The sequence below is a fragment of the Halarcobacter anaerophilus genome (assembly GCF_006459125.1).
Taxonomy (GTDB): Bacteria; Campylobacterota; Campylobacteria; order Campylobacterales; family Arcobacteraceae; genus Halarcobacter; species Halarcobacter anaerophilus.
In genome coordinates, this window is sequence record NZ_CP041070.1 from 798,430 (window position 1) to 820,817 (window position 22,388).

At 30.0% G+C, this 22,388-nt stretch carries 20 protein-coding genes and 1 tRNA gene; 7 read left to right on the forward strand and 14 right to left on the reverse strand.

Annotated features, from left to right (window positions below; genetic code table 11):
• The first annotated feature begins 2 nt into the window (after positions 1-2).
• Both AANAER_RS03935 and AANAER_RS14945 read left to right on the forward strand, forming a co-directional pair.
• Positions 3-2,129, forward strand: a complete 2,127-nt coding sequence (locus AANAER_RS03935) for a heavy metal translocating P-type ATPase (protein WP_129082579.1) — start codon at positions 3-5, stop codon at positions 2,127-2,129.
• A gap of 9 nt (positions 2,130-2,138) precedes the next feature.
• Complete coding sequence (locus AANAER_RS14945) at positions 2,139-2,819, forward strand: SpoIIAA family protein (protein WP_129082578.1); 681 nt, start codon at positions 2,139-2,141, stop codon at positions 2,817-2,819.
• A gap of 10 nt (positions 2,820-2,829) precedes the next feature.
• On the opposite strand, the gene AANAER_RS03945 is transcribed toward AANAER_RS14945, so the two are convergent.
• The 6 genes from AANAER_RS03945 to AANAER_RS03970 form a co-directional block, all read right to left on the reverse strand.
• Positions 2,830-3,081 (reverse strand): hypothetical protein, encoded by a 252-nt coding sequence (locus tag AANAER_RS03945; RefSeq protein ID WP_129082577.1) that lies wholly within the window; start codon positions 3,079-3,081, stop codon positions 2,830-2,832.
• Positions 3,082-3,251: 170 nt separating this feature from the next.
• Positions 3,252-4,103: a DUF4198 domain-containing protein gene (locus AANAER_RS03950; RefSeq protein ID WP_129082576.1), complete on the reverse strand. Its 852-nt coding sequence runs from the start codon at positions 4,101-4,103 to the stop codon at positions 3,252-3,254.
• An 85-nt stretch (positions 4,104-4,188) separates the two neighbouring features.
• A complete protein-coding gene (locus AANAER_RS03955; protein ID WP_044415837.1) occupies positions 4,189-4,488 on the reverse strand; it encodes a hypothetical protein in 300 nt (99 codons plus the stop codon).
• Positions 4,489-4,490: 2 nt separating this feature from the next.
• Positions 4,491-7,007 (reverse strand): ferrous iron transport protein B, encoded by a 2,517-nt coding sequence (gene feoB / locus AANAER_RS03960; protein ID WP_129082575.1) that lies wholly within the window; start codon positions 7,005-7,007, stop codon positions 4,491-4,493.
• Positions 6,994-7,248, reverse strand: coding sequence for a FeoA family protein (locus AANAER_RS03965; protein WP_129082574.1), 255 nt, complete (start codon positions 7,246-7,248; stop codon positions 6,994-6,996). The genes feoB and AANAER_RS03965 overlap by 14 nt, the downstream gene beginning before the upstream one ends.
• 114 nt (positions 7,249-7,362) lie before the next feature.
• Complete coding sequence (locus AANAER_RS03970) at positions 7,363-7,479, reverse strand: FeoB-associated Cys-rich membrane protein (RefSeq protein WP_119173267.1); 117 nt, start codon at positions 7,477-7,479, stop codon at positions 7,363-7,365.
• Between the two features lie 233 nt (positions 7,480-7,712).
• Between AANAER_RS03970 and AANAER_RS03975 the strand changes: the two genes are divergently transcribed.
• On the forward strand, positions 7,713-9,836 hold the full coding sequence (locus tag AANAER_RS03975; RefSeq protein WP_129082573.1) for a sensor histidine kinase: 2,124 nt from the start codon (positions 7,713-7,715) through the stop codon (positions 9,834-9,836).
• A gap of 269 nt (positions 9,837-10,105) precedes the next feature.
• Complete coding sequence (locus AANAER_RS03980; protein ID WP_129082572.1) at positions 10,106-11,671, forward strand: BCCT family transporter; 1,566 nt, start codon at positions 10,106-10,108, stop codon at positions 11,669-11,671.
• A gap of 75 nt (positions 11,672-11,746) precedes the next feature.
• Here the strand turns inward: AANAER_RS03980 and AANAER_RS03985 are convergent, their stop codons facing one another.
• The 5 genes from AANAER_RS03985 to AANAER_RS04005 all read right to left on the reverse strand — a co-directional run bounded on the left by AANAER_RS03985 (position 11,747) and on the right by AANAER_RS04005 (position 15,669).
• Positions 11,747-12,148, reverse strand: coding sequence for a hypothetical protein (locus AANAER_RS03985; RefSeq protein WP_179951809.1), 402 nt, complete (start codon positions 12,146-12,148; stop codon positions 11,747-11,749).
• Positions 12,141-12,635: a hypothetical protein gene (locus AANAER_RS03990; RefSeq protein WP_129082571.1), complete on the reverse strand. Its 495-nt coding sequence runs from the start codon at positions 12,633-12,635 to the stop codon at positions 12,141-12,143. The genes AANAER_RS03985 and AANAER_RS03990 overlap by 8 nt, the downstream gene beginning before the upstream one ends.
• Positions 12,636-12,874: 239 nt before the next feature.
• Positions 12,875-12,959: transfer RNA gene (locus tag AANAER_RS03995), tRNA-Leu, on the reverse strand.
• Positions 12,960-13,068: 109 nt separating this feature from the next.
• Positions 13,069-15,204: a methyl-accepting chemotaxis protein gene (locus AANAER_RS04000; protein WP_129082570.1), complete on the reverse strand. Its 2,136-nt coding sequence runs from the start codon at positions 15,202-15,204 to the stop codon at positions 13,069-13,071.
• A 150-nt stretch (positions 15,205-15,354) separates the two neighbouring features.
• A complete protein-coding gene (locus AANAER_RS04005; RefSeq protein WP_044415827.1) occupies positions 15,355-15,669 on the reverse strand; it encodes a F0F1 ATP synthase subunit C in 315 nt (104 codons plus the stop codon).
• Positions 15,670-15,886: 217 nt separating this feature from the next.
• Here AANAER_RS04005 and AANAER_RS04010 point away from each other — a divergent pair, with 217 nt between their 5' ends.
• Positions 15,887-18,040: a hypothetical protein gene (locus AANAER_RS04010; RefSeq protein WP_129082569.1), complete on the forward strand. Its 2,154-nt coding sequence runs from the start codon at positions 15,887-15,889 to the stop codon at positions 18,038-18,040.
• A gap of 4 nt (positions 18,041-18,044) precedes the next feature.
• Here the strand turns inward: AANAER_RS04010 and AANAER_RS04015 are convergent, their stop codons facing one another.
• Positions 18,045-18,749, reverse strand: coding sequence for a rhodanese-like domain-containing protein (locus tag AANAER_RS04015; protein WP_044415824.1), 705 nt, complete (start codon positions 18,747-18,749; stop codon positions 18,045-18,047).
• 96 nt (positions 18,750-18,845) lie between these two features.
• On the opposite strand from AANAER_RS04015, the gene AANAER_RS04020 reads away from it, so the two are divergent.
• Entirely contained in the window at positions 18,846-19,550 is a 705-nt protein-coding gene (locus tag AANAER_RS04020; protein WP_129082568.1) for an SDR family oxidoreductase, read from the forward strand.
• A gap of 110 nt (positions 19,551-19,660) precedes the next feature.
• Positions 19,661-20,260 carry a TetR/AcrR family transcriptional regulator gene (locus AANAER_RS04025; RefSeq protein WP_129082567.1) on the forward strand — a complete coding sequence of 200 codons (600 nt, stop codon included), beginning with the start codon at positions 19,661-19,663 and terminating at the stop codon, positions 20,258-20,260.
• A 33-nt stretch (positions 20,261-20,293) separates the two neighbouring features.
• On the opposite strand, the gene AANAER_RS04030 is transcribed toward AANAER_RS04025, so the two are convergent.
• Positions 20,294-21,490 carry an APC family permease gene (locus AANAER_RS04030; protein ID WP_129082566.1) on the reverse strand — a complete coding sequence of 399 codons (1,197 nt, stop codon included), beginning with the start codon at positions 21,488-21,490 and terminating at the stop codon, positions 20,294-20,296.
• Complete coding sequence (locus AANAER_RS04035) at positions 21,474-22,382, reverse strand: DMT family transporter (protein WP_129082565.1); 909 nt, start codon at positions 22,380-22,382, stop codon at positions 21,474-21,476. Before AANAER_RS04035 ends, AANAER_RS04030 begins: the two co-directional genes overlap by 17 nt.
• Between the last annotated feature and the right edge of the window lie 6 nt (positions 22,383-22,388).

Below are 22,388 nucleotides of genomic sequence, written 5' to 3' on the forward strand. Positions count from 1 at the left end.
TTATGAGTTGTAATATAAAACTTTTACATAAAACTTCCAAAAGAGCAAGATTTTATTGTGAAAGCTTAAAAAATGAAGAGTATAACACTTCTTCTTTAATTCAATATTTAGAGTCCATTAACGGAATAAATAAAGTACGGATAAATAAAAAAATAGGTTCTATAGTTTTTGAACATGACGGCAGTGCGTTAAATACTATTAGAGATATTCTTTTGGGACTTGATGTAAACAAATATAAAATATGTGATACCTTCAAAGGTTCATGTATAGATTGTATAGATGAGAGTGAACCTAGTTTAAACGGTGTAATAAGAGCAAGCAGTGTTTTAGTAGCAGAACGATTTATCTCAAATGATTTGGCAAAATTTCTTCTAACAACTGTTGCTGCAAAACCTCTTTTAGTAGAAGGAACAAAAGAGCTTTTTAAAGAGGGATTAACTTCTAAAGTTCTTGAAGCAACTGCTGTTTCGGTTAGTATTGCACGAAAAGATTATTTAGCTGCAAATAGTACCAATGCTATGCTTGAACTTGGCGAATATATTGAAGAGACTACGGTTCATAAAAGTGATGATTTGATAAAAGAGTTGGCAAAACCAAATGTAACCAAAGCCTGGGTTGAGTTTGAAGAGAATGGAAAATTAACCCAAAAACTTATAAATACAAGTGAACTTAAAGTAGGGGATATAGTAATAGTAGGTGCTGGCGATACAATAGCCGTTGACGGTCATGTACTTACGGGAAATGCTTCTGTTAATCAAGTCTCAATGACAGGCGAGAGTGAACCTGTAGCAAAACAAAGAGGTGACAGGGTTATCTCAGGAACCGTTATAGAAGACGGAAGATTAAAAATCTGGGCTGAATACGTAGGAGAAGATACTGCAACTGCAAGAATAAAAAATTATATTGTAAGTTCTTTAAACGAAAAATCTTCTATAGGACTAAAAGCTACGAAACTAGCTGATAAATTAGTGCCTGTAACTTTAGGTTTGGCAGGAGTCTCTTATCTTATAAACAAAGATTTTGAGAGTGTTGCAGCTGTGCTTCAAGCTGATTACTCTTGTGCCCTTAAACTAGCAACTCCCGTTGCTTTTAAATCTTCAATTTCAAAAGCGGGAAAAGACGGAATTATGATTAAAGGTGCAAAAGCTATTGAAGCTTTACATAGTGCCGATACTTTTGTTTTTGATAAAACAGGAACCTTGACTTACGGTCATTTAGAAGTAGAATCTATTAACTCTTTTGATGAAAAGTGGGAAGAAGATGATATCTTAAATTTGACGGCAAGTGCGGAAGAACACTATTTTCATCCTGTTGCTGAAGCTGTTGTTAAAGCCGCAAAAGAGAAAGGTTTTGTTCATATGCATCACGAAGAGGTTGAATTTATTGTTGCACACGGCGTAAAAACTATTGTAAATGATAAGGAGGTCGTAATAGGAAGCAGACACTTTTTAGAAGATGATGAACAAATTGATTTTTCTAATTATGAAGATAAAATAGAACAATGCCTATTGGACGGAAAAACTATTCTTTATGTAGGATATGACAAAAAACTTTTGGGTACTATAGGTATGAGAGATAAAGTTCGTGAAAATGCCAAAGATGTACTTCAAAAATTAAAATTATCGGGTGTAAAAAATATCGTAATGCTAACAGGTGATATAAAAGAGAAAGCGGAAGCTTTAGCTTTTGAGCTGGGAGTTGATACGGTGTATGCAAATATGAGACCCACTGATAAAGCAAATATAATAAATAAATTAAAAGAGCAGGGTTCTAAAATAGCTTTTGTAGGTGACGGTATAAATGATGCACCGGCTTTAATGAGTGCAGATGTCGGAATAAGTATGAGCAAAGGTGCCGATATTGCAAAAGCTACAGCCGATATTGGATTATTAAAAGATGATTTGGTAGCTATTGCGGAAGTAAAAGAGTTGGCAAATAAAACAATGAAACTAATAAAATATAATTTTAATGCCACAGTAGGAATTAACAGTTTGATTCTAACAGGTGCTACCATCGGATTGTTTACCCCTATTACCACAGCTGTTTTACATAACGGAACGACTATAGGTTTACTCTTTAATTCAATGAAGGGTGTTAGTATTAAAAATAGTATAGAAAATTCTAAATAAAGAAGCAATATGGAAAATCAAATAATAGAACAAAAAGAGAAAAAGAGTTATCTGCCGGAAATAGATTTAGATACGAAAAAAGAGCTGGCTAAAATAGGAATGACGGCTTCAATGGGAATCACAGTTGCTACTTCAATGTATATGAAAACAAAATTTATGAAAAGACTTCATGTAGTAGCAGGTGTTGCCCTTGTAGGCTTCTCTTATTGGCATCATACTTTATATCAGCCCTCAAAAAAGAAGACTAAAAAAGAGCTGTCAAAAATAGATAACAGTGTAAAAGAGCTTGAGCAGACAAAAAATGGGCAGACAGAAGAGGAACAAGTAGAAGAAGAAAACTTGGCAATCTCTTTAAATGACTTTTTTGTTGAATTAGCAGTAAAAGGAAAATTAACCCATAAAGAGTCCCAATCTTTTAAAGATAAAATTGATACTCTGTTGTCAAATTATGAAGTACCTTCAATAAATATTTTATTGGATATTAGAGAGTTTGAAGGAATAGAGTTAAAAGGTTTATGGGATGAAATCCTTTTTACGGTTAAACATATTAAAGAGATAAAAAAAGTCAGTATTGTAGGTCATAGTAAGTTTGAGGAATATTTTATAAATATTGCTCATAAAATGATCTCTTTTAAATTAAAATATTTTGAGGATTATTCCAAAGCCAGAGAGTGGCTTTTATCAAACTAAAAAAGGATAATTATTTATCCTTTGCAGTTTTTAGCAGATTAACATACCAATCTTCACTTATATCTTCTGATTCTAAATCACATAAAATAATCTCTAAACCGTTTGCAGTATAAGAGAGTTCTTCTATTTTCTCTTCAGGGATAAACAGTGCTTCAAGACAGTAGTCATACAGCTGTTCGTCACAAACGATATCTTCCATACCCCAACCCTCTTCAAATTCACTGATTATGAAATACTTTTCATAGTCAATAACTCTTTTCATAAGACTCCTTTTATAATTATGATAATCGGTATTAAAAATTTTCATGAATAATATAACTAAAATACTTTGTATGAACTTAATAAAAGATAAATTATAGGGAGGAAAAAAAGAAACTCCCTATAAGTTTTGAGTAGTCTATTTTTATTTAAACCAGTTTTAATAACTTTGTTTTATTTCATAGGTTTAGCTTCAACCCAGATTACGGCATCTTGGCTTAGTTCTTTACCTTTATATTCTTTATCCGAACCTACACCTAAAGCGCAAAAGCCCCAAAATCCTGCTTTTGGAATAGAAAAAGTAAATTCACCGTCTTTGTTCGCTTTTATTCCCATTGTTATAAAAGCATCTTGCGGCGCTTGTACATATGATGATCCCATTTTATTGTTTTTTAAATCTACGTCTCTGTTTAGATATTCAACTTCAATTTCTGCAAAAGGTACAACTTTACCGTTTGATTTAACAACTCCGGTAAAACTTCCGCCTTCCCAAATTGCATAAGGTTTTGTCAAAGGTACGATTTCAGCTTTTAATCCTAACTCTTCATCCCAACCTGTAGGAGTTCCCGCAACATTTACTATTGATTTTGTAATTTGCTGGATATAGATATCTTCTCCTGCTTCATAATAAGGTGCCGGTTTTAAGATTAAAATATGATCTCCCATTCTTCTTGCTTTATATTGTGAAGCATAAGCATGACCGCTGTTATGATTTCCTTTAAAGGTTATATCTTTTAAAGTCGATTTTAGATCTTTCTTTTTGCCTTTATTTATTACATAAAACTCTTCAACGGGCATAAGTTTTTTTGAATCATGTTGTTTACCCATATCCATTGTATGCTCATCTGCAAAAGGGTGGGTGAAAACTTCTCTTAGTTCAATAGTCTGACCTTTTGTTAAAGCTGTATTTGGTGTATACAACATCTGAAAGTGTGCCAATGCACTTGTAGCCATGATAGTTGTTGCAGCAGCTGCACTTATTAGAAACTTTTTACTTGAAAATTTAAGTTCATCCTTCTTTAACATTGTTCTTCCTTTATAATAATTTTAAGAATTGTTATCAATAAAATAAAATGCCGAGTTTGAAATGCGGCATAAAATAATAAACCTTTTATTCAGTTATATCTGAACCTTTAACTTTTACTTGGTGTCCTTCTCCCGCACTAAATACGGCAGTATATTCACCTTCGGGTTTTTTAAATGTAACTTCACTATCTTCACTCATTTTTGTTTTAAGAACTTCTTTGCCGTCTTTTAAAATATAAAAGTTTACTCCGCTAGCACTGCTTCCGTCACTAAAACCCCCTTCACAAGTAACAGTACCGTCACCGTTATCAAAACAACTCATAATTGCCGTATGGGCAAACACCGAACTAGCAAAAAATGCTAAACTAATTAAAATCTTTTTCATTTTTATTCTCCTTTATTAAGATTTTTGTCATAAATGTTATATTGACCTTGTGCTTTTGATTGTAAGCCGCCTTTCCAGTTTATTCTTTTACTTGGAACTAAACCTATTATCAATGCAATTGAGACAATCGTAATGTAAAAGTAGGTCATAGCTTCTACACCGCTCCAGTTGTTTATCAATCCCACACTAAATACGATTGAAGATAAAACAATTCCTAAAAGTACAGGAAAAAATATTGCAAAAACCATCCATTTGTAACTGTTTGTCTGCATTTTTACTACAATCATTGTTGCAATACAAGGAGGAGTTAAAAGCATAAAAATTATAATTGCAGCTGCATGAAGAGGAGTATATCCGCTGTTTAATGCCATTGCTTCTTCTGCTCTCATATCATCTGCTTTATTGTTTTCATAAATTGAACCAAGCGTTGCAACCGCACTCTCTCTTGCTGCAAAAGAGCTTAGAAAGGCTACATTTATTTTCCAATCAAATCCTGCGTATTGGGTTACGGGTTCGATTGCTCTACCTGCCATACCAAGAAGAGAGTTTTCTACTTTTTCGTTTTTTATTGCTCTTAAAATTCTTTTTCTGTCTGTTGATAATTTTCTAAGAGCTTTATTTACGGTTTTAGCCTCTTTATCTCTTTTTGGTTTTATAAATTTAAAATATGATTCATTTAACGCAAGATAATCTTCGTCAATAGCTTTTGCCGAATCTTTTGACGTAGCAACCATTCTTTTTGTTCTATACCCGTCATAATAGTTTAAAAGTTCAGATACCTCTTCTTTTGTATTAACCTCTTCATAATATTTGCTTTTTTTAACTTTGTTATCAAAAGAGCTTAATGCTTTATCAAGAGATTTTTCATATTTAGCCTCTGCTTCTTTATTTAATCCCGGAAGTTGCAACATTGCAAAAAGAACTATAGCAACTGCCAATACTATGGTTACGACTTTTTTAATATATATCCAAACTCTTTGTGAGGCTCTTATAATTACACCTTTGAAAGTAGGCATATGATAAGGAGGCAGTTCCATTAAAAAAGGTGCTGTCTCTCTTGCTTTTAAAACAGTTGTAGTTAATAATTTTGCCACAATAAGAGCAACAAAAAGAGTAACGGTTGAGATAAAAAACATCATCAAAGCCATATCAGGTTTAAAAAAAGCACCCAGCAAAAGGGTATAAAAAGGAACTTTTGCCAAACAGTTCATATATGGAACGGAAAAAATAGTAGCCATTCTAGCTCTGTCATCCGCAATTCCTTTTGTAGCCATAACACCAGGAACCGCACAACCTCCGACCATTGCCCCTCCTAAAACCAAAGGAAGAGTTGACTGTCCGTGAAGACCGAATCTTTTAAAGACTCTATCTAAAATAAAAGCCATTCTAGGCATATATCCAACATCTTCCATAATCGCAATAAGAGCAAAAAGAATAAAAAATATGGGAATATAGTTCATAAGTGCATTTGCACTATTTACCATCCATATACCAAAATCCGTAATCATAGGAACATCTATCAAATTAGCAGGAGGTAAGATATCTATTACAAAGTTTTTAATTGCCGCAAGTATAGGCCAAGTGTAATCCGTAAGTTTATATCCCCAGACAATTGAAATTTCATACACTAAAAACATAATCAAAATCAAAATAGGGAGAGCCAGAAATCTATTTAAAAGGATTTTATCTGCTTTATCCGTTAAAGTCTCTTGTCCTATTTTTTTCTCTTTTACTGCTTTGTGATAAATTATATCGGCAGATTCATATCTAACCGAAGCTAGAAAAGAAGGAGAGTCTTTATCATATTTTTCATGAAAAATATTTTCTTCTTTTTTTACATCCTCTTCAATATTTGAAAACTGATGTTTTAAATGTTCGGTGATACTTGTATCACCTTCTAAAAGTTTAATTGCAAGCCATCTTTTATTTAAAGGTGAAGTGCTTGAAGAAATTTTTTCTTCAATAGCATTGATATGGGGTTCCAGCTCTTCATAATTGATTTTAAAATCTTCATATTGTTGATTATTTGAAGCAATATTTACGATATTTTGCATTATCTCTTCTGATCCGATTCCTTTTGAACCTGTAGCTTCAATAACGGGGCAATTAAGCATTTTTGCTATTTTTTTAGAATCAATTTCAATCTCTCTTCTTTTTGCTACATCCATCATATTTAATACAACAATAACCGGAATTCCTATTTCAAGAAGCTGAAAAGTTAAGTATAAATTTCTTTTAATATTTGAAGCATCTACAACATTTACAATTACATCGGGATTTTCATCTATTATAAACTCTTTTGCGACTCTCTCTTCTAAAGAGTAAGAACTAAAAGAGTAAGTTCCTGGTAAATCAACCATCTCTATTCTATGTTCATTGTATGTGAAAAATCCTGTTTTTTTATCTACCGTAACACCTGGATAGTTGGCAATATGTTGTTCAATTCCACTTACCATATTAAAAATTGTGGATTTACCGCAATTTGGTTGTCCTGCAAGCGCTACTTTAATTTTCTTCATTCATTTTTTCCTCTATCTCTATTAGTCGGGCTTCGCTTTTTCTTACACTTAAATGATAATTATGTAGTTTTAACTCCATTGGATCAAAAAGAGGAGCTTCTCTTATTACTTCTATTTCTACATTATTTACAAAGCCCATATCTAAAAGTTTGTGTAAGAGTTTGCCTTTTGCATGTAGTTTTCTTACTCTTGCTTTTTTACCTTTTGGAAGAATATCCAGGGTTTTAACTTTTGCATTCATGATTTATCCTTATTGTCAAAGATATTGTTTTTATACAATACTTTATTGAGCCGATTTTGAAATCAAATTAAATATTTGAAAGTCTATTTTGTAATGAAAAATAAAAAATTTAAACTATTTTTTTGAAGAACAATTCTTGTCTCCGCAATTACAACCGCCACTTTTAAATGTTTTTTTAAATATATAATATAGTGCCAACAGAGCAATTATTACCAATATAAAATTTTCCATAATTAGTCCTTATAATAAATAGTGATTTTAATAATAATTATTAATTAGAATTGTAATATATTGACTCTTTATAAATTCTTAAAAGTAAATCATTTTTTTTAAAAAAAATTAATATAAGTAAAAGTTATCTATCTTTTGTCTTTTTAATAATAATTTTCCCAATTTAATTAAATAATACCCTTCTAATACTTTTTTTCTGTATAATTGAATAAGTTATTATAAAAAGGAAAAAAATGCCTAAAAAAGCTCTTAAGAATGTAATATCATCACACTTTATAAAGTTTTCTCTAATTCCGATTTTTGTTGTTGAAGTTGCATTGTTGATTCTATATTTTTCTATTAATGAATATATATCTTCCAAGAGTACGAATCTGTTATTAAAAGAGGCACAAGCTCATACCTATGAAGTTTTGCAGGATGAATCAAAATTTATAAGCGATAAATTAAATGATGTCTCGACCCTTGCAAAATTTTTGCAAAATGAGCATCAGACACTTTTTAAAAATCCATCTAATTTTGCACTTCCAAACGGGAAACCCTCTTTTAGTGTTGCTAAAAACGGAGTTTTTTATAAAACAAATCATGCAGGAGCAAGTCTTTATTACTCTTCTCATACAAAAATAGATAAAAAAGCCAGAGAAAAAGCAATTTTCACAGAAGCCATGGATACTTCTTTAAAAAATATTGTTGATATAAATTCAAACATAGTAGCTGCATATTTTAACAGTTGGGACAATATGAATAGACTATATCCTTTTATAGACTATGTTTATGATCAGTACGGTTCACATATTCAAATGAAAGATTATAATTTTTACTATTTGGCGGATTTAAAACATAATCCAAAAAAAGAGCCAGTGTGGACAAGTACCTATTTAGATCCCGCAGGAAACGGCTGGATGCTCTCTTGTATTGTTCCTATTTACAAAGGAGATTTTCTTGAAGGAGTAACGGGATTGGATATTACGATTGACAGTATCGTAAATAATCTTTTAAGCAGAAAACTTCCATATAATGCAAACCTTTTTATGGTTGATGATAAAGGCATGATTCTTGCTATGCCTGAAAAAATTGAGAACCTTCTTGGACTAAAAGAGTTGAAAGAGCATCTTTATACAAATGCAATATTAAAAACTATAGAAAAACCCGAAGAGTTTAATATCTTAAAAAACAACAGTCCTTTTGCTTCACATTTTAAGAAACTTTTTGAAAAAGATATCTCTGACAGTATATTAAAAATAGGAGAAAATGAGTATCTGACTTTTCAACAAACTATAAATGAAACAAATTGGAAGTTGATGATTTTGATTGATAAAAAGGAGATTTTCGGTGCAATTTCATCTTTAAAAGATATGTCAAACAAAATAGGGTATTTGGCAATTGCATTTTTGCTACTTTTTTATATAATATTTTTCTATCTGTTAATAAAAAAGATATATCAATTTTCTCAAGGAATTACTGAACCTATAGAAAAACTCTCTACTCAAACTTCACAGATAAAAAGTACGGATTCAAAAATAGATTTAATCAAAACCGATATTTCCGAAATTTCTTTACTGAATTCAAATTTTAGAACAATGATGAATGAGTTGAATGAAAAAACGCAAAAACTTTTTGAAGCAAAAAATGTTGCAGAGAGGTTATCTCAAGCAAAAGATGATTTTATGGCGAATATGAGCCATGAATTAAAGACTCCTTTAAACTCGATAAATGTAATAAGCAGCATAATGAAAAGAAACAGTAGTGGAAATCTAAATGAAAAGCAGTTAAAAAGTTTGGAAATAATAAACAGATGCGGCAATGATTTACTCTTTTTGATAAATGACGTATTAGATTTATCTAAACTTGAAGCAGGACAAATTATATTGGATAATAGAACTTTCAGCGTAAAAAATTTAATGGAAGGAATTCATGAAATTTTCCATTTTCAAGCAGAAGATAAAAATCTTGAGCTGGTATATGAAATAGATGAAAGTTTGGATTTAATATACAGTGATGAAGAACGTATAAAACAGATAATAAAAAATCTTTTGTCAAATGCTTTAAAATTTACCCATGAAGGGAAAATCTTCTTTAGAGTAAAAGATGAAAAAGAGAAAATAAGAGTAACAGTAGAAGATCAGGGAATAGGAATAGCCGAAGATAAGTTGGAATATATTTTCGATAGATTTAAGCAAGCTGATTCAAGCACAACAAGAAGATACGGTGGTTCAGGGTTGGGCTTAGCGATATGTAAGGATTTATTAAGTCTTTTACATGGAGATATTTCCGTATCAAGTAAACTAGGAAAAGGAAGTAAATTTGAAGTAACATTTCCAAAAAATGAGAATAAAATAGAACTTTCAGAAGAATCATAAAGCTTTTTTTACTTAAAAAGAGTCAAAAATCTTGACTCTTTTTCTTACACTTTAATACAAATAATTTACCTTTTATATATATAAATAGATATTAATAAAATACCAAAACTTGCTTTTTAATAAATATTCTGATATAAAATACATATAAGGTGTTTAAAAATTACATGAAATATGTAAAAAAATACATAGTTTATGTTTACTATTTTATAATATATAATCAATATAAATTAACACTATTATGAATATCTATATAAATAAAAAGGAGTATAATGTCGACAAAAGTGTATGATACCGATTATGAAGTTGGTCAAGACAATGTAGAAATTTTTGGAATGGACTTACACAATCCTGTATTTTTTATAAGTGCAATTTCTATTTTACTTTTTGTAGTTTTGACTTTAGTTTTCCCCTCAGCAGCCAAAGAGACTTTGGATACGGCTAAATGGTGGACAATAAATAATTTCGACTGGTTGTTTATGTTAGGAGGGAATATTTTTGTAATATTTTGTCTTAGCTTAATTTTTCTTCCGGTAGGAAAAATAAGACTTGGAGGAAAAGATGCCAAGCCTGAATTCTCAAGAATTTCATGGTTTGCCATGCTTTTTGCTGCAGGTATGGGAATAGGTTTAATGTTTTGGAGTGTTGCTGAACCTGTCGCTTATTATACCGCATGGTATAAAACTCCTCTTGGTGTTGAAGCAAATACCCCTGAAGCTGCGAGCTTAGCAATGGGAGCGACCATGTATCACTGGGGATTACACCCTTGGGCGATATATTGTGTAGTTGGATTGTCTTTATCTTTCTTTGCATACAATAAAAAACTACCTTTAACAGTAAGATCAGCATTTTATCCGATATTTGGAGATAAAATTTGGGGCTGGACAGGGCATCTAATTGATCTCTTGGCTGTCTTAGCAACTATTTTCGGACTTGCAACCTCTTTAGGACTAGGTGCGCAACAAGCAAGCAGCGGTTTGAATTTTTTATTTGGAATTGATTCCGGAATTTCGACGCAAATTGCAATAATTATAGTTGTGACATCAATCGCAACTTTTTCTGTTATCAAAGGTGTTGACGGAGGAGTAAAAGTTTTAAGTAATATAAATATGCTTGTTGCAATACTTCTTCTTTTCTTTGTAATCTTAGCAGGTTCTGCATTTAACATCTTCTCAAACTTTTTTACTACAGCAGGAGATTATATTGCCAATATTATTCCTCTTAGTAATTGGGTTGATAGGGAAGATAGTGCATGGCTTCACGGCTGGACTGTATTTTATTGGGCTTGGTGGATATCTTGGTCTCCGTTTGTAGGAATGTTTATAGCAAGAATTTCAAAAGGTAGAACAGTAAGAGAGTTTGTATCTGCAGTATTGTTGATTCCAACTATTATCACGATACTTTGGATGAGTGCTTTCGGTAGTTCGGCTATAGAGCAGGTAAAAGACGGAGTAGGGCAGTTGTCAAACGGAATCTCAGATGTATCTTTAGCTATGTTTCAAATGCTTGAAAATCTTCCTTTTGCAGAGATTACTTCATTTTTTGCTATTTTCTTAGTATTGGTATTTTTTATTACATCTTCTGATTCAGGATCTTTAGTAATTGACAGTATTACAGCAGGAGGAAAAGTTGATGCTCCTGTACCTCAAAGAATCTTTTGGGCAATAGTAGAAGGGCTAATAGCAGGAGCCTTGCTTTTTGTCGGAGGAAAAGAGGCTTTACAAGCTTTACAAGCAGGAGCCGTAACTACAGGACTACCTTTTACCATAGTTCTTCTTATAATGTGTGTTTCACTTTACAAAGGTTTAAAAAGTGAAAAACAGGAGATTGGAGTTTAATACTCTGATCTTTTATTTTTATAAGTTTTTTGAATTTACTCTTTATAATATACATATTTTTTAATTGTATATTAGTTAAGTTTGCTTTTTCCCTATAATTTTTACAAAATCTCCTACATTAACGAAATCAAATTTCTCTAAAGTTCTTTCTCCTGGTTCAATTATTTCTTCAGTAACACCACCTGAAAGTGCTGCTAAACCATATCTTCCAGATTTTTTTATAATCTTCTTTTGCTCTAAGACTGAATACTTATTAGATTTTAATGTTGTCATTTTATTTTGTATATGTATTGGTGAAGCAGTACCTTTTACATTTTCAAGAAAACCTAAAGATTCATTTGTATCTGGATCAAAAAGCTCTTCTCCTTTTTCATAAATCAAGAATTCATAATTTTCCTGAATGTCATCATTATAACCAGCATTTATAACTACTGTATAATCATTTATAACTTTTATAACTTTTATTTTTTTATCCATTATTAGCCTCTTCCAAAATGGTTTGTGGAATTGTAGTTTTTACAATTCCTTTTTCTATAATGTTTTCTGATATGTTATCTACAAAGTACGAAATTATTTTAATTGATATCAATTTATTTTCTTGCGGGTTTTCAACAACACAAAGACATTGTAATTCTTCTATTTCATCAATATTTACGTAAATGGTTAATAGTGAATTTATAGATATATTTTGATTAGTTTTTAAAACAATAAGTTCCTTCTCTTTATTGAATTTGACAATTTTAATTGTATCATATATCTGTTTTTCCCAAATAATTTTATTTAAAATACTAAAGAAGATGATTAAAATTATGAAAAAAATTATGACAAGTAAAATCAACCATTTAATTGATATCATTTGTGATGTATCGATAAAAGCACTTGCAAGTCCTGTTATAAAACCAGTAACTGCTAATACAATATATATTCCTTTTTCTGTTATAACACGTAGTAGAATATCTTTCATTTATTAACCTTATTAATTAAATAAAAGATTATATTATCATAAAAAAGTAATATTTAGAATTAGTAATATTTAGTCTTAAAGAATTTTTGAGAAGTCTATATAGACGATAAGATGGATTATAATTAAGTTTTATTCAATATTCTATGTGAATTTTAGTTTAAATTGAAGAATAGAATAAAATAGTTAACAAAGAGGATACATTATTGAAACTAAGTTTAAAATAATTGCTTAAAAATTAATGGTGCGACCGACGAGATTTGAACTCGTACACCCTAAGGCACTACCCCCTCAAGATAGCGTGTCTACCAATTCCACCACGGTCGCTTTTATTTTTGGACTGAAATTATAGCAACAAAAACTTATAGTTTAAATTAAAATATTATAAAAATAGAGTATTTATATTGAGTTTGCTGTTTTACTTAAGCGAAGAGAGTTATTCCTCTCTAAACTTTTTATTATTGACTTCATCTAAAATTGTTTTTGCTATAGCTGAAGTATTTTCTGCGACTTCATGAGTTTGCGTTGCAACAGAGGCATTATTTTGAGACTGTCTGTCAAGTTCGGTAATCACATCATTTATTTGTTCAATACTTATTCTCTGTTCATTTGATGCTTCAGATATATCTTTAATAGCTTCGGTACTTTTTTGAATATTTAAATTAATTTTTTTATACCCTTCTATCATCTTATCTGCAATTTGTTTTCCTTTATCTGTTTTTAGTGTTGCACTTTCGACTAACTCTTTTATCTCTTTTGCAGCTTCGGCACTCCTACTTGCTAGATTTCTGACTTCTTGTGCTACAACAGCAAAACCTTTTCCCGATTCTCCTGCTGTTGCGGCTTCAACTGCGGCATTAAGAGAAAGAATATTTGTTTGAAAAGCAATCTGATCAATAACGGTAATAGCTTCGGCTATTGACCGGGTTTGTTCATTTATATTATCCATTGCCGTTACTGTCGAGGTTGCCAGATTTTGTCCTTCGTTAATAGAAGAAGAGAGTTCTTCTGAATGATTTGATATTTCTTGAATATTGTTAGTATTATTGGCTACTGTACTTGTAATTTCTTCTAGTGCCGCAGCAGTCTCTTCTAAAGATACTGCCGTTGCGTTTGATGATTTATTTAATATATCAACATTTTTAAGCAACTGTTTTGAACTCTCTTCAAGAGTAAGACCGTTGTGTTTGTTTTCTTGTAACATTTGATTGATAATATTACAAAGATTGTTTAATCCTTTTGCTATATCACCATTTGCATTTGGGATATCTTCTTCAAAGTTTAAATTTGAATAATCTTCAAGTTTTGATAAAATAGGGTTGATATTACTATTTACATTTTTATTTATTGTTGTAATCATATCGTTTAAAATATCTTTTAAGTCATTTAAAGATTTATTTGTCGTAGATTTTTTTACCTCTAGATCTAATTTTCCCTCTTTTATTTTTGCAACAGTCTGTTTAACCTCTTCTATTAAGTATTTGTCTTCTTCAAATTGTTTTGAGATTTTTTCTACTTCTTTATCTATTGTATTTCCCATATTCCCGAATTCATCACTTGTTTTTATATTAAGTTTTTCAGGATTACTTATTTCTGCTTTTAAATATTTGAAAAAAGATTCTAATCCTTCTTCAACTTTTTTTAAAGGATTTAATAATTTAATCATTGAAAAATAGAGTACAAGTAAAATAATTATCAATAAAATCAAGTAAAGAGATGCCTCTTTTATCATACTTTTTTTAATCTCTTCTACTATTTCACTTTTGTCAAGTTGAACAATAGTATGCCAATTTGTCAATTTGATTGGAGAAGTTGCAGCAAATAGTACTTTTCCGTTTTCTTCTACTTCTGCAAAATTCTTTTCATGTTTTTGTTCCATTTTCAAATATAAGCTGCTTTTTTTATGATCGCTTATTAGTTTTTTATTTTTATGAATAAGAATATTTCCATCCTCATCTACCAAATAAGCAAAACCGCTTTCTTTGAATTTTATATTCATAATAGTATTTACAATGGTATCTATAAAAATATCCGAACCTACTACACCTACAATTTTACCGTTTCTTCTTAAAGGGTAATAAACACTTACTATTAATTTTTTGGTAGTATAATCTATATAAGGAACAGTAACTCCACCCGCATTTTTTCTTACGGCTTCTGTATACCAAATACGTTTTCTTGCATCATATCCTGTTGTTTCGGGAGTTCTTTTTTCTTTATCTGATTTTACATAAGTTCCGTCTTTTTCAAAACCGACAAATACTGCAAAAAATTTACCGGCTTTTGAACCTAATATAAGTTTTTCCAAAATCCTAGGATTGTCCATATATAATTGATCCATATTTTGAGGCAACTCATCTGCCACAGCTTTTAATACATCAACTTTTGTCTGTAAATAAGCATAAATAAATTTTGAACTTTGCCTTGATAGTTCTATCTCTTTTTCTTTTAAGTTAGAAAAATGTACATCATATTTTGATTTTATACTATCTGTTCCTAGTATGAAAAAAGATATTATAATTGAAATGAAGAGTAAGATTAAAATCTTCGTTTTTATACCGTATTTTCTCATAAATAATCCTTCTTTGGATAATTTTCCATTATTTTGGATTATTTTAATGCTTCAAAATGAAATAAAAGTGACTTTTTGGAATAAAAAAAAGGTCAGAAGCAAAAGCTCCTGACCTTTTTAAGTTTTTTATAAAATCTGTAGTTCTACAAATTACCCTAAGAATGGGTTTGCATATAATGCAATCATAGCAATTACAAGTGCGTAAATAACTTGTGCTTCGATCATCGCTAATGCAATGAACATAGTAGTCATTAATTTACCACCAAGACCTGGGTTTCTTGCAGTTCCGGCAATTGTTGCAGCAGCAGTATTACCCATACCGATAGCACCACCAAGTGCAGCAAGACCAAGACCGATACCTGCAGCAACTACAGAGTAAGCTTTTAAAGTTTCGTTTGCAACTGATTCATCAGCAGCGAATGCAACACCAGCGATAGCTAGCATTAAAAGAACGATTTTTTTCATTCTATATTCCTTAATTTTATTTTTTACAAAGTCCGTTCGGCTTGCGTATCCCTACTTATCACTTTGTATTGGACAAAATTTTACAAAAAAAATATTTAAGGTTTTATTAGAAAACGGAAAAATTTCACTTTGTTTACTTAATGTAAGGAAATAATAAGTCCTTCAATTTCTTTTATGTATAATCAACAAACTAATACCAAAGTACTAAAGGTAAAAAATGAAAAAACTATTTTTCGGATTAACTCTATTTATTATTATTGTTTTAGGAGCCGTTTACGGCTTGTTATTTACTTCTACGGGTAATTCATTTGTTGCTTCAATTATTGAAAACAAGGTAAATGAAGGGCAAAAAGACGTAAATATGAAAGTTGATGATTTTAAACTTACTACAAGCGATATTTTATTTAAAGCTACTCTTGATAAAAATTCAACAATCAATATCGAAGGTAAATTAAATTTATTTGCAAAAAGTGTTGATTTGACATATGATATAAATGTAAAAGATCTATCAAAACTTCAAAATATCACAAAACAAAAGCTTAACGGCTCTTTTTCTACAAAAGGTACTATAAAAGGAAATCAAGAATTAACAACAGTTGAAGGGAAAAGTTTCCTGGCTTCAAGTGATACTTCATACAATATAAAACTTGTTGATTTTAAACCTAATAATATTTTATTTAATATGAGCAATGCAAAAGTTCAAGAACTTTTATATATGGCAAATCAGCCTGCTTTTGCCAAAGGATTGTTAAATATTGATGCAAATATTAAAAATGCCGATATTCCTACTTTAGACGGTGTTATTAAAACTTCCGTTACAAACGGTATTTTAAATGCAAAAGCTATTAACAAAGAGTTAAAAACAGATAAAACACCTATTACTTTTAATGTAAATACTCTTACAAACCTTATTCCAAACAATGCAAATACCAAATTGGATTTAGATAGTAATATGGCAAAACTGAACGTAAAAGATGCAAACGTAAATCTAAACTCAATGAGTATAAACAGTGATTACACTCTTTTGGTAAAAGATTTATCAAAACTGGAATCACTAATAAATCAAAAATTAAACGGCTCTTTTTCTACAAAAGGAAATGTAGTAGTTGAAGATAAAAATATTTCAGTTAAAGGTGAGAGTGATATCTTTAAAAGTGAGACTTTATACGATATCAAAGTAGAAGATTCAAAACCGAAATATCTGAATATTTTAGTGGGAAATGCAAAAATAGCTTCGATTTTAAATCTTGTAAACCAACCCCAGTTTGCTACAGGTCTTGTAAATATTGTTGCAAAAGTAGATAATGCCAATTTGGAAAATCTTGATGGAACAATTACTACAAAAATTACCGAAGGTTTGGTGAACAACAGTGTCGTAAATAAACAGTTTAATCAAAAACTCAAAGAAAAATTGGATTTCACAGGGAATATTACCACTAATCTTGAAGATACAAGAGCTTTATCGGTTGTGGATTTTAATACAAGCGTTGCTTTACTTGATATGAAAAAAGCAATTTTCAATCTAAAAGATACAAGTTTTAATAGTGATTATATTTTAGATATTGAAGATTTGTCTAAATTAAAAGATATTACTCAACAAAAAATGAGAGGGAAAGTAAAAGTTACGGGAAATATAAAACAAGATAAAGAGGGTTTAAATGTTGACGGAAAAACTTCACTGTTTGGCGGTGATATAAACTTTAATCTTTTAAATGATGATTTCAAAGCAAAAATTGACGGCGTGGAAGTAAAAGATTTAACTCATATGTTATATTATCCTGAAATTTTTACCTCTAAATCTAATATTGACGTAGATTATAATCTTGCTTCAAAAGAGGGGAAAATAAGCGGGAATTTATTAAACGGACAGTTTATTAAAAATGAATATTCAAATATCATAAATACCCTTGCAAAATTTGATTTGACAAAAGAGATTTACGAAAAAGTTGAATTAAAAAGTGATATAAAAGATGAAATAATAAATGCAGTTGTTGATATGAAAAGTAAAAATACGACAATTAAAGTTCCAAGCAGTACGATTAATACAAAGAAAAACACTATAAATGCTCTTGTTCAAGCTGCAATAAAAAAATACAGTTTTGATACTACAATAAAAGGAAGCCTTACAAATCCTAAAGTTTCAGTAGATACAAAAGCCTTTTTAAAAAGTGAAGCAGGTAAAAAACTTAAAAAGAAAGCAGAAAAGTTGGAGAAAAAAATTCAAGAAAAACTCGGTGATAAGTTTAAATTAGATCAACTTTTTAATAAAAACGATATGAAAACAGAACCTCAAAAAAGTTCTGAAGTCAAAAGAGTCCATACAAATCAAGAGATAGCAAAAGCTTTTAAAGAGATGTTCGGACAAAACTAAGAGGCTATTTTTTAGCCTCTGCTTTTTTCGTAAGAGTTAAAGATACTCCTGCCCAAGCAGCAATTCCTCCTCTATACCACAATATTTTATCTTTTGGATAACCTATATTTACAAGCTTTATAATAGCTCTTGGAGATTGGGCACACCATGAACCGTTACAAAAAAACAGGGCAGTTTTAGCATTTGAAAAATCAAATTTGTCTTTTCCTAAAACTTTTACGCCTAGAAGTTCATAAGCTCTTTCATACTCAAATTCAAAATCTTCATCATAACTTAGTTCATCATAAGGAATATTTACCGCACTTGGGATTGTGCCTGCATTAAACCAGTCACTTCTTCTGCTGTCAACCAAAATATATTTATCGGGATTTTTAGAAGATTTATTTGCAATAAAATCCAAAACTTCCAACTCTGCGACACTCTTTACTCCTTTTACTAAACTTAGAGGTTGAATAGTCCCTTTTGTAACAATAAAACTTTTTTTACAGTTATCGTCGATATTTTTGGAAGCTAAATTCCCTGATTGGAAATTTTCTACATTAATAGCCACATCCATACAGTTTGCGGCAACTTCTCTTTGTATTGTATACTCTTTTTTTACACCGTTGCTAAATTGATGTATAACTTTAACTCCTTTTAGAGGCAGCATTATAGGATCAACGGCAAAAAGATAGATAAAAGAGAAAAACATTGTTAATAAAACTTTCATAAAGGCTCCTTTTAAAATCAGTTTTATTATTTTATATATTCACAACTAAGATATATATTAGGTTATTTTTTTATAATAAATTAAAAAGGATATTCAATGTTAAACAGAGTTTTAGTTACAGGCGGAAATAAAGGAATCGGTCTTGAAGTAGTTAAAAAATTTTTAGAAGTTGATTATGAGGTTATAGCTGTAGCAAGAGATTTTTCCAATTTTCCTATTAAGAATAATCCAAAAGTAAAAACAATAGAGTATGATTTGTCAAATATGAAAGATCTTAAAACTTTGGTAAAAGAGGTAGGAGAGATTGATATTTTGGTAAACAATGCGGGGTATATGCAGCCAAAATATACTTATGATAACTACCCTTTAGAAGCAAAAGAGCATATTATGAATGTGGATTTGTATGCTCCTGTTGAACTTATAACTCTTTTTAGCGAAGGTATGAAAAAAAGAGGTTACGGAAGAATAGTAAATACAGCTTCTATTGCGGGACAAATAGGGCATCCTGATATTTGGTACGGAATAGCAAAAGCGGGACTTATAAATGCTACTAAAATATTTGCAAAACTTTTGGGAAGTCACGGTATTATAGTAAATTGTATTGCTCCAAGTCCTGTTGAAACAGATATGCAAAAAGATAATTCCGAAGAGAGAAAACTTGAATTTAAAAAAGCAGTACCTTGCGGAAGATTTGCCCAACCTGATGAAGCAGCGGAAGTGATTTTTTGGCTGGCAACAGATTGTCCTGAATATGTAAACGGAACAACAATCGATTTTAACAACGGCTCTTATGTAAGATAAATTCTTCTCCTCTTTCTAAGAGGGGGGAGGATATTATTGACAATTTTGTTATTTCCTTATATAATTTTTATAAAACTTTTAACCAAATGGTTGGTTATAACAGGTAAAAAATGACTACAAAAGAACAAATACTGCATACAGCAACCCAAGAGTTCTCAAAGCTTGGGTACAATGCTGTTAGCATGAATGATTTAGTTAAAAAACTAAAACTTAATAAAGCAACAATCTATTACTACTTTAAAGATAAAAAAACTTTGTATGAAGAGGTTTTAAAAGATGCCTTAGGCAAAGTCAGTTTAGATTTTGATTTATCAAAAGATGAAGGAGACGGGAAAATACTTCTAAAATCTTATATAGATAATTTATGTTTTAATATTGAGAAAAATCCGTATTTAATAGCTTTGGGTCTTAGAGAACTTGCAAATTACGGAGCAAATATAAATGAAAATATACTTCCTTTAATCAGCAAACAGATAAATTATGTGGATATAATTTTTTCAAAACTAGATTTAAATTCTGAATTTGAAAATATAAACACTTATGCTTTCTCTTCTTTGATTCACGGTACGATACATAATTTTTATGTTATACATATGAGTAAACTTGCTCTTGGTACTGAAGAATTAAAACAAAATGATAAAAAAACTTTGGATTATATCTCAAACTTTTTATTCCAAATAATTATAAATGCAGTATGTAAAGAAAAATAAAAAATTTAGAAAATCTGATTAAAGAAGTAAAATCTACTTCTTTAAATATGTAAATAAAAAAAGTCCTAATATAAGAGCCAAAACGAAAATATTTGAAAAAAGAAGTATAATAAAAAACAGAATAGTCAAAACAATAGCAAAAAATCTTAATATACCGTTTTCAAAAAGAACAACAGCCGTAATCAGTCCAATAATAGCATTTGCTATAAAAAAGCCGTCAGCAAAGGCTACAAGATTATCTAAAGTAAGATGATCAAAATAAACAAGAAGCAAAGTAATAATATAAAAAAGAGATAATAGGTTTAAAGCTCCTATAGGTACCCCGTTTTTAGTTGTTTTAGAGGTAAAAGTGCTTATTTCTAGAGATTTTATAAGTCTTGAAACTCCGCCTACAAAAAGAATCAAAGTTCCTATACAAAGTATTACGGATATAGAAGTTAAAATAATATTCGATACTTTTCCAAAAAGAGGTTCTATTAGCATAAGAAGTTTAAACTCTTGATTTTTTGGAAACTCTCCTAAACAAATAGCAAGAGTTAATAATATATATACCAAAGATACGACAATAGCGGAAAAAATTACCGCTTTAGTAAGCGTAGAGGTACTTTTTACTTCATTTGAGTAGTTTCCTATAACTTCCCATCCTACAATTGCCCAAAATACCAAAATAAAAGAGTAACCTATCTCTTTTATTGAAATATATGGTAACGTAAGGTCAAAATGGTGAGTATTTAATATAATATGAATACTTGAAAGAAAAAATATTACAGTAATACTCGAAGTTACTATTAACATCAATTTCCCAAGAAAACTGATTCTAATAAGAAGCAAAATATAAGTTATAATATATACATAAAAGCCTAAAAGTTCCAAAGAGGTGTTAGGAAAAAACTCTTGTAAAAATTTTCCTGCTATTAAAAGTACGGCGACAGGTCCGAAAAATACGGCACAAATTAGATAAAAAGAGGTAAGCAACTGATATTTTCTTCCTAAAACCTCTTTTGTTGCTAAACTAACTCCTCCGTCTCCGGGAAATTTAATTGCAAGTTTGCCGAAAACAAGGGCAAAGGCAAAACCCAAAGTTAAAATAATCAACCAAATTACAAGAGAAAAATTCCCAATCATATTATATAACATAGCAGGAAGAAGTATAATTCCCGAACCCAATATAGGACCTATAATAAGTCCCGAAAGGGTTAATGCATTTATCTTTTTAATCTCTTTGCTCAATCTTTTTCTTTCTTCTTATTTTTATATTATTTAAAATCTGGACGGCAATTATAGTCAATATTGTCCCAATTATAATTGAAGGAGTGATTTTTTCTTTTAAAAAAAATGCACTTAAGATAATTGCGGCAAAAGGAACAAAGAAGATAAAACTGCTAACCTCTCTGGCTCCTAACTTCTCTATGCCTAAAAAATATATTGTATTTGCAAAAGTTGAAGCTATAATCGTAAGAACAAAAAGGTTTATATAAAATATTTCATCAAAACTTTGATAATTGATTTTTGAAATATCAACAAAAAATATAATATTTAAAATTGAAGTTGCAATATATAAATAGAATGTAAAAACGATAGGTGATATTTTTGTCGATTTTGAACTTAATATCGTGATAATCGGCCAGAAAATAGAGGCTAAAATAAAATACAAATTTTGTATTAAAAATATTTCATCTGTTTTAAAAGACCAAATATTAAGCATGGTTAAAACTCCTATTGCTCCTATAAACAGGGCAAAAGCATCTTTCTTAGTAATCTTTTTTTCTCCGAAAAGTGCTAAAATCAAAAATGTATTTATAGGAATCAGCGTCGTTACAAAAGCTCCGCCTAAACTAGCCGTTCCGTATTTTGTTCCCAAAAAGAAATATTTCATATAACAGATAAAAACAATAGAGGTAATAATAACAAGACCTAAACTTTTTAAATCAATTTTGAAAGATTTTTTTAAGACCAAAATTATAGGAATCATAGTAATTGCAGTTATAAAAAATCGTAAAAACATAGTTTCAAACTCATTTATATAAGAACTTAAAACTTTAACATTTACCCAAGAAGCACCCCAAGAAAGCATTGCCAAAAATAGCAGAAAATAGAATATATTTTTATTTGATTCAGTCATGTAAAC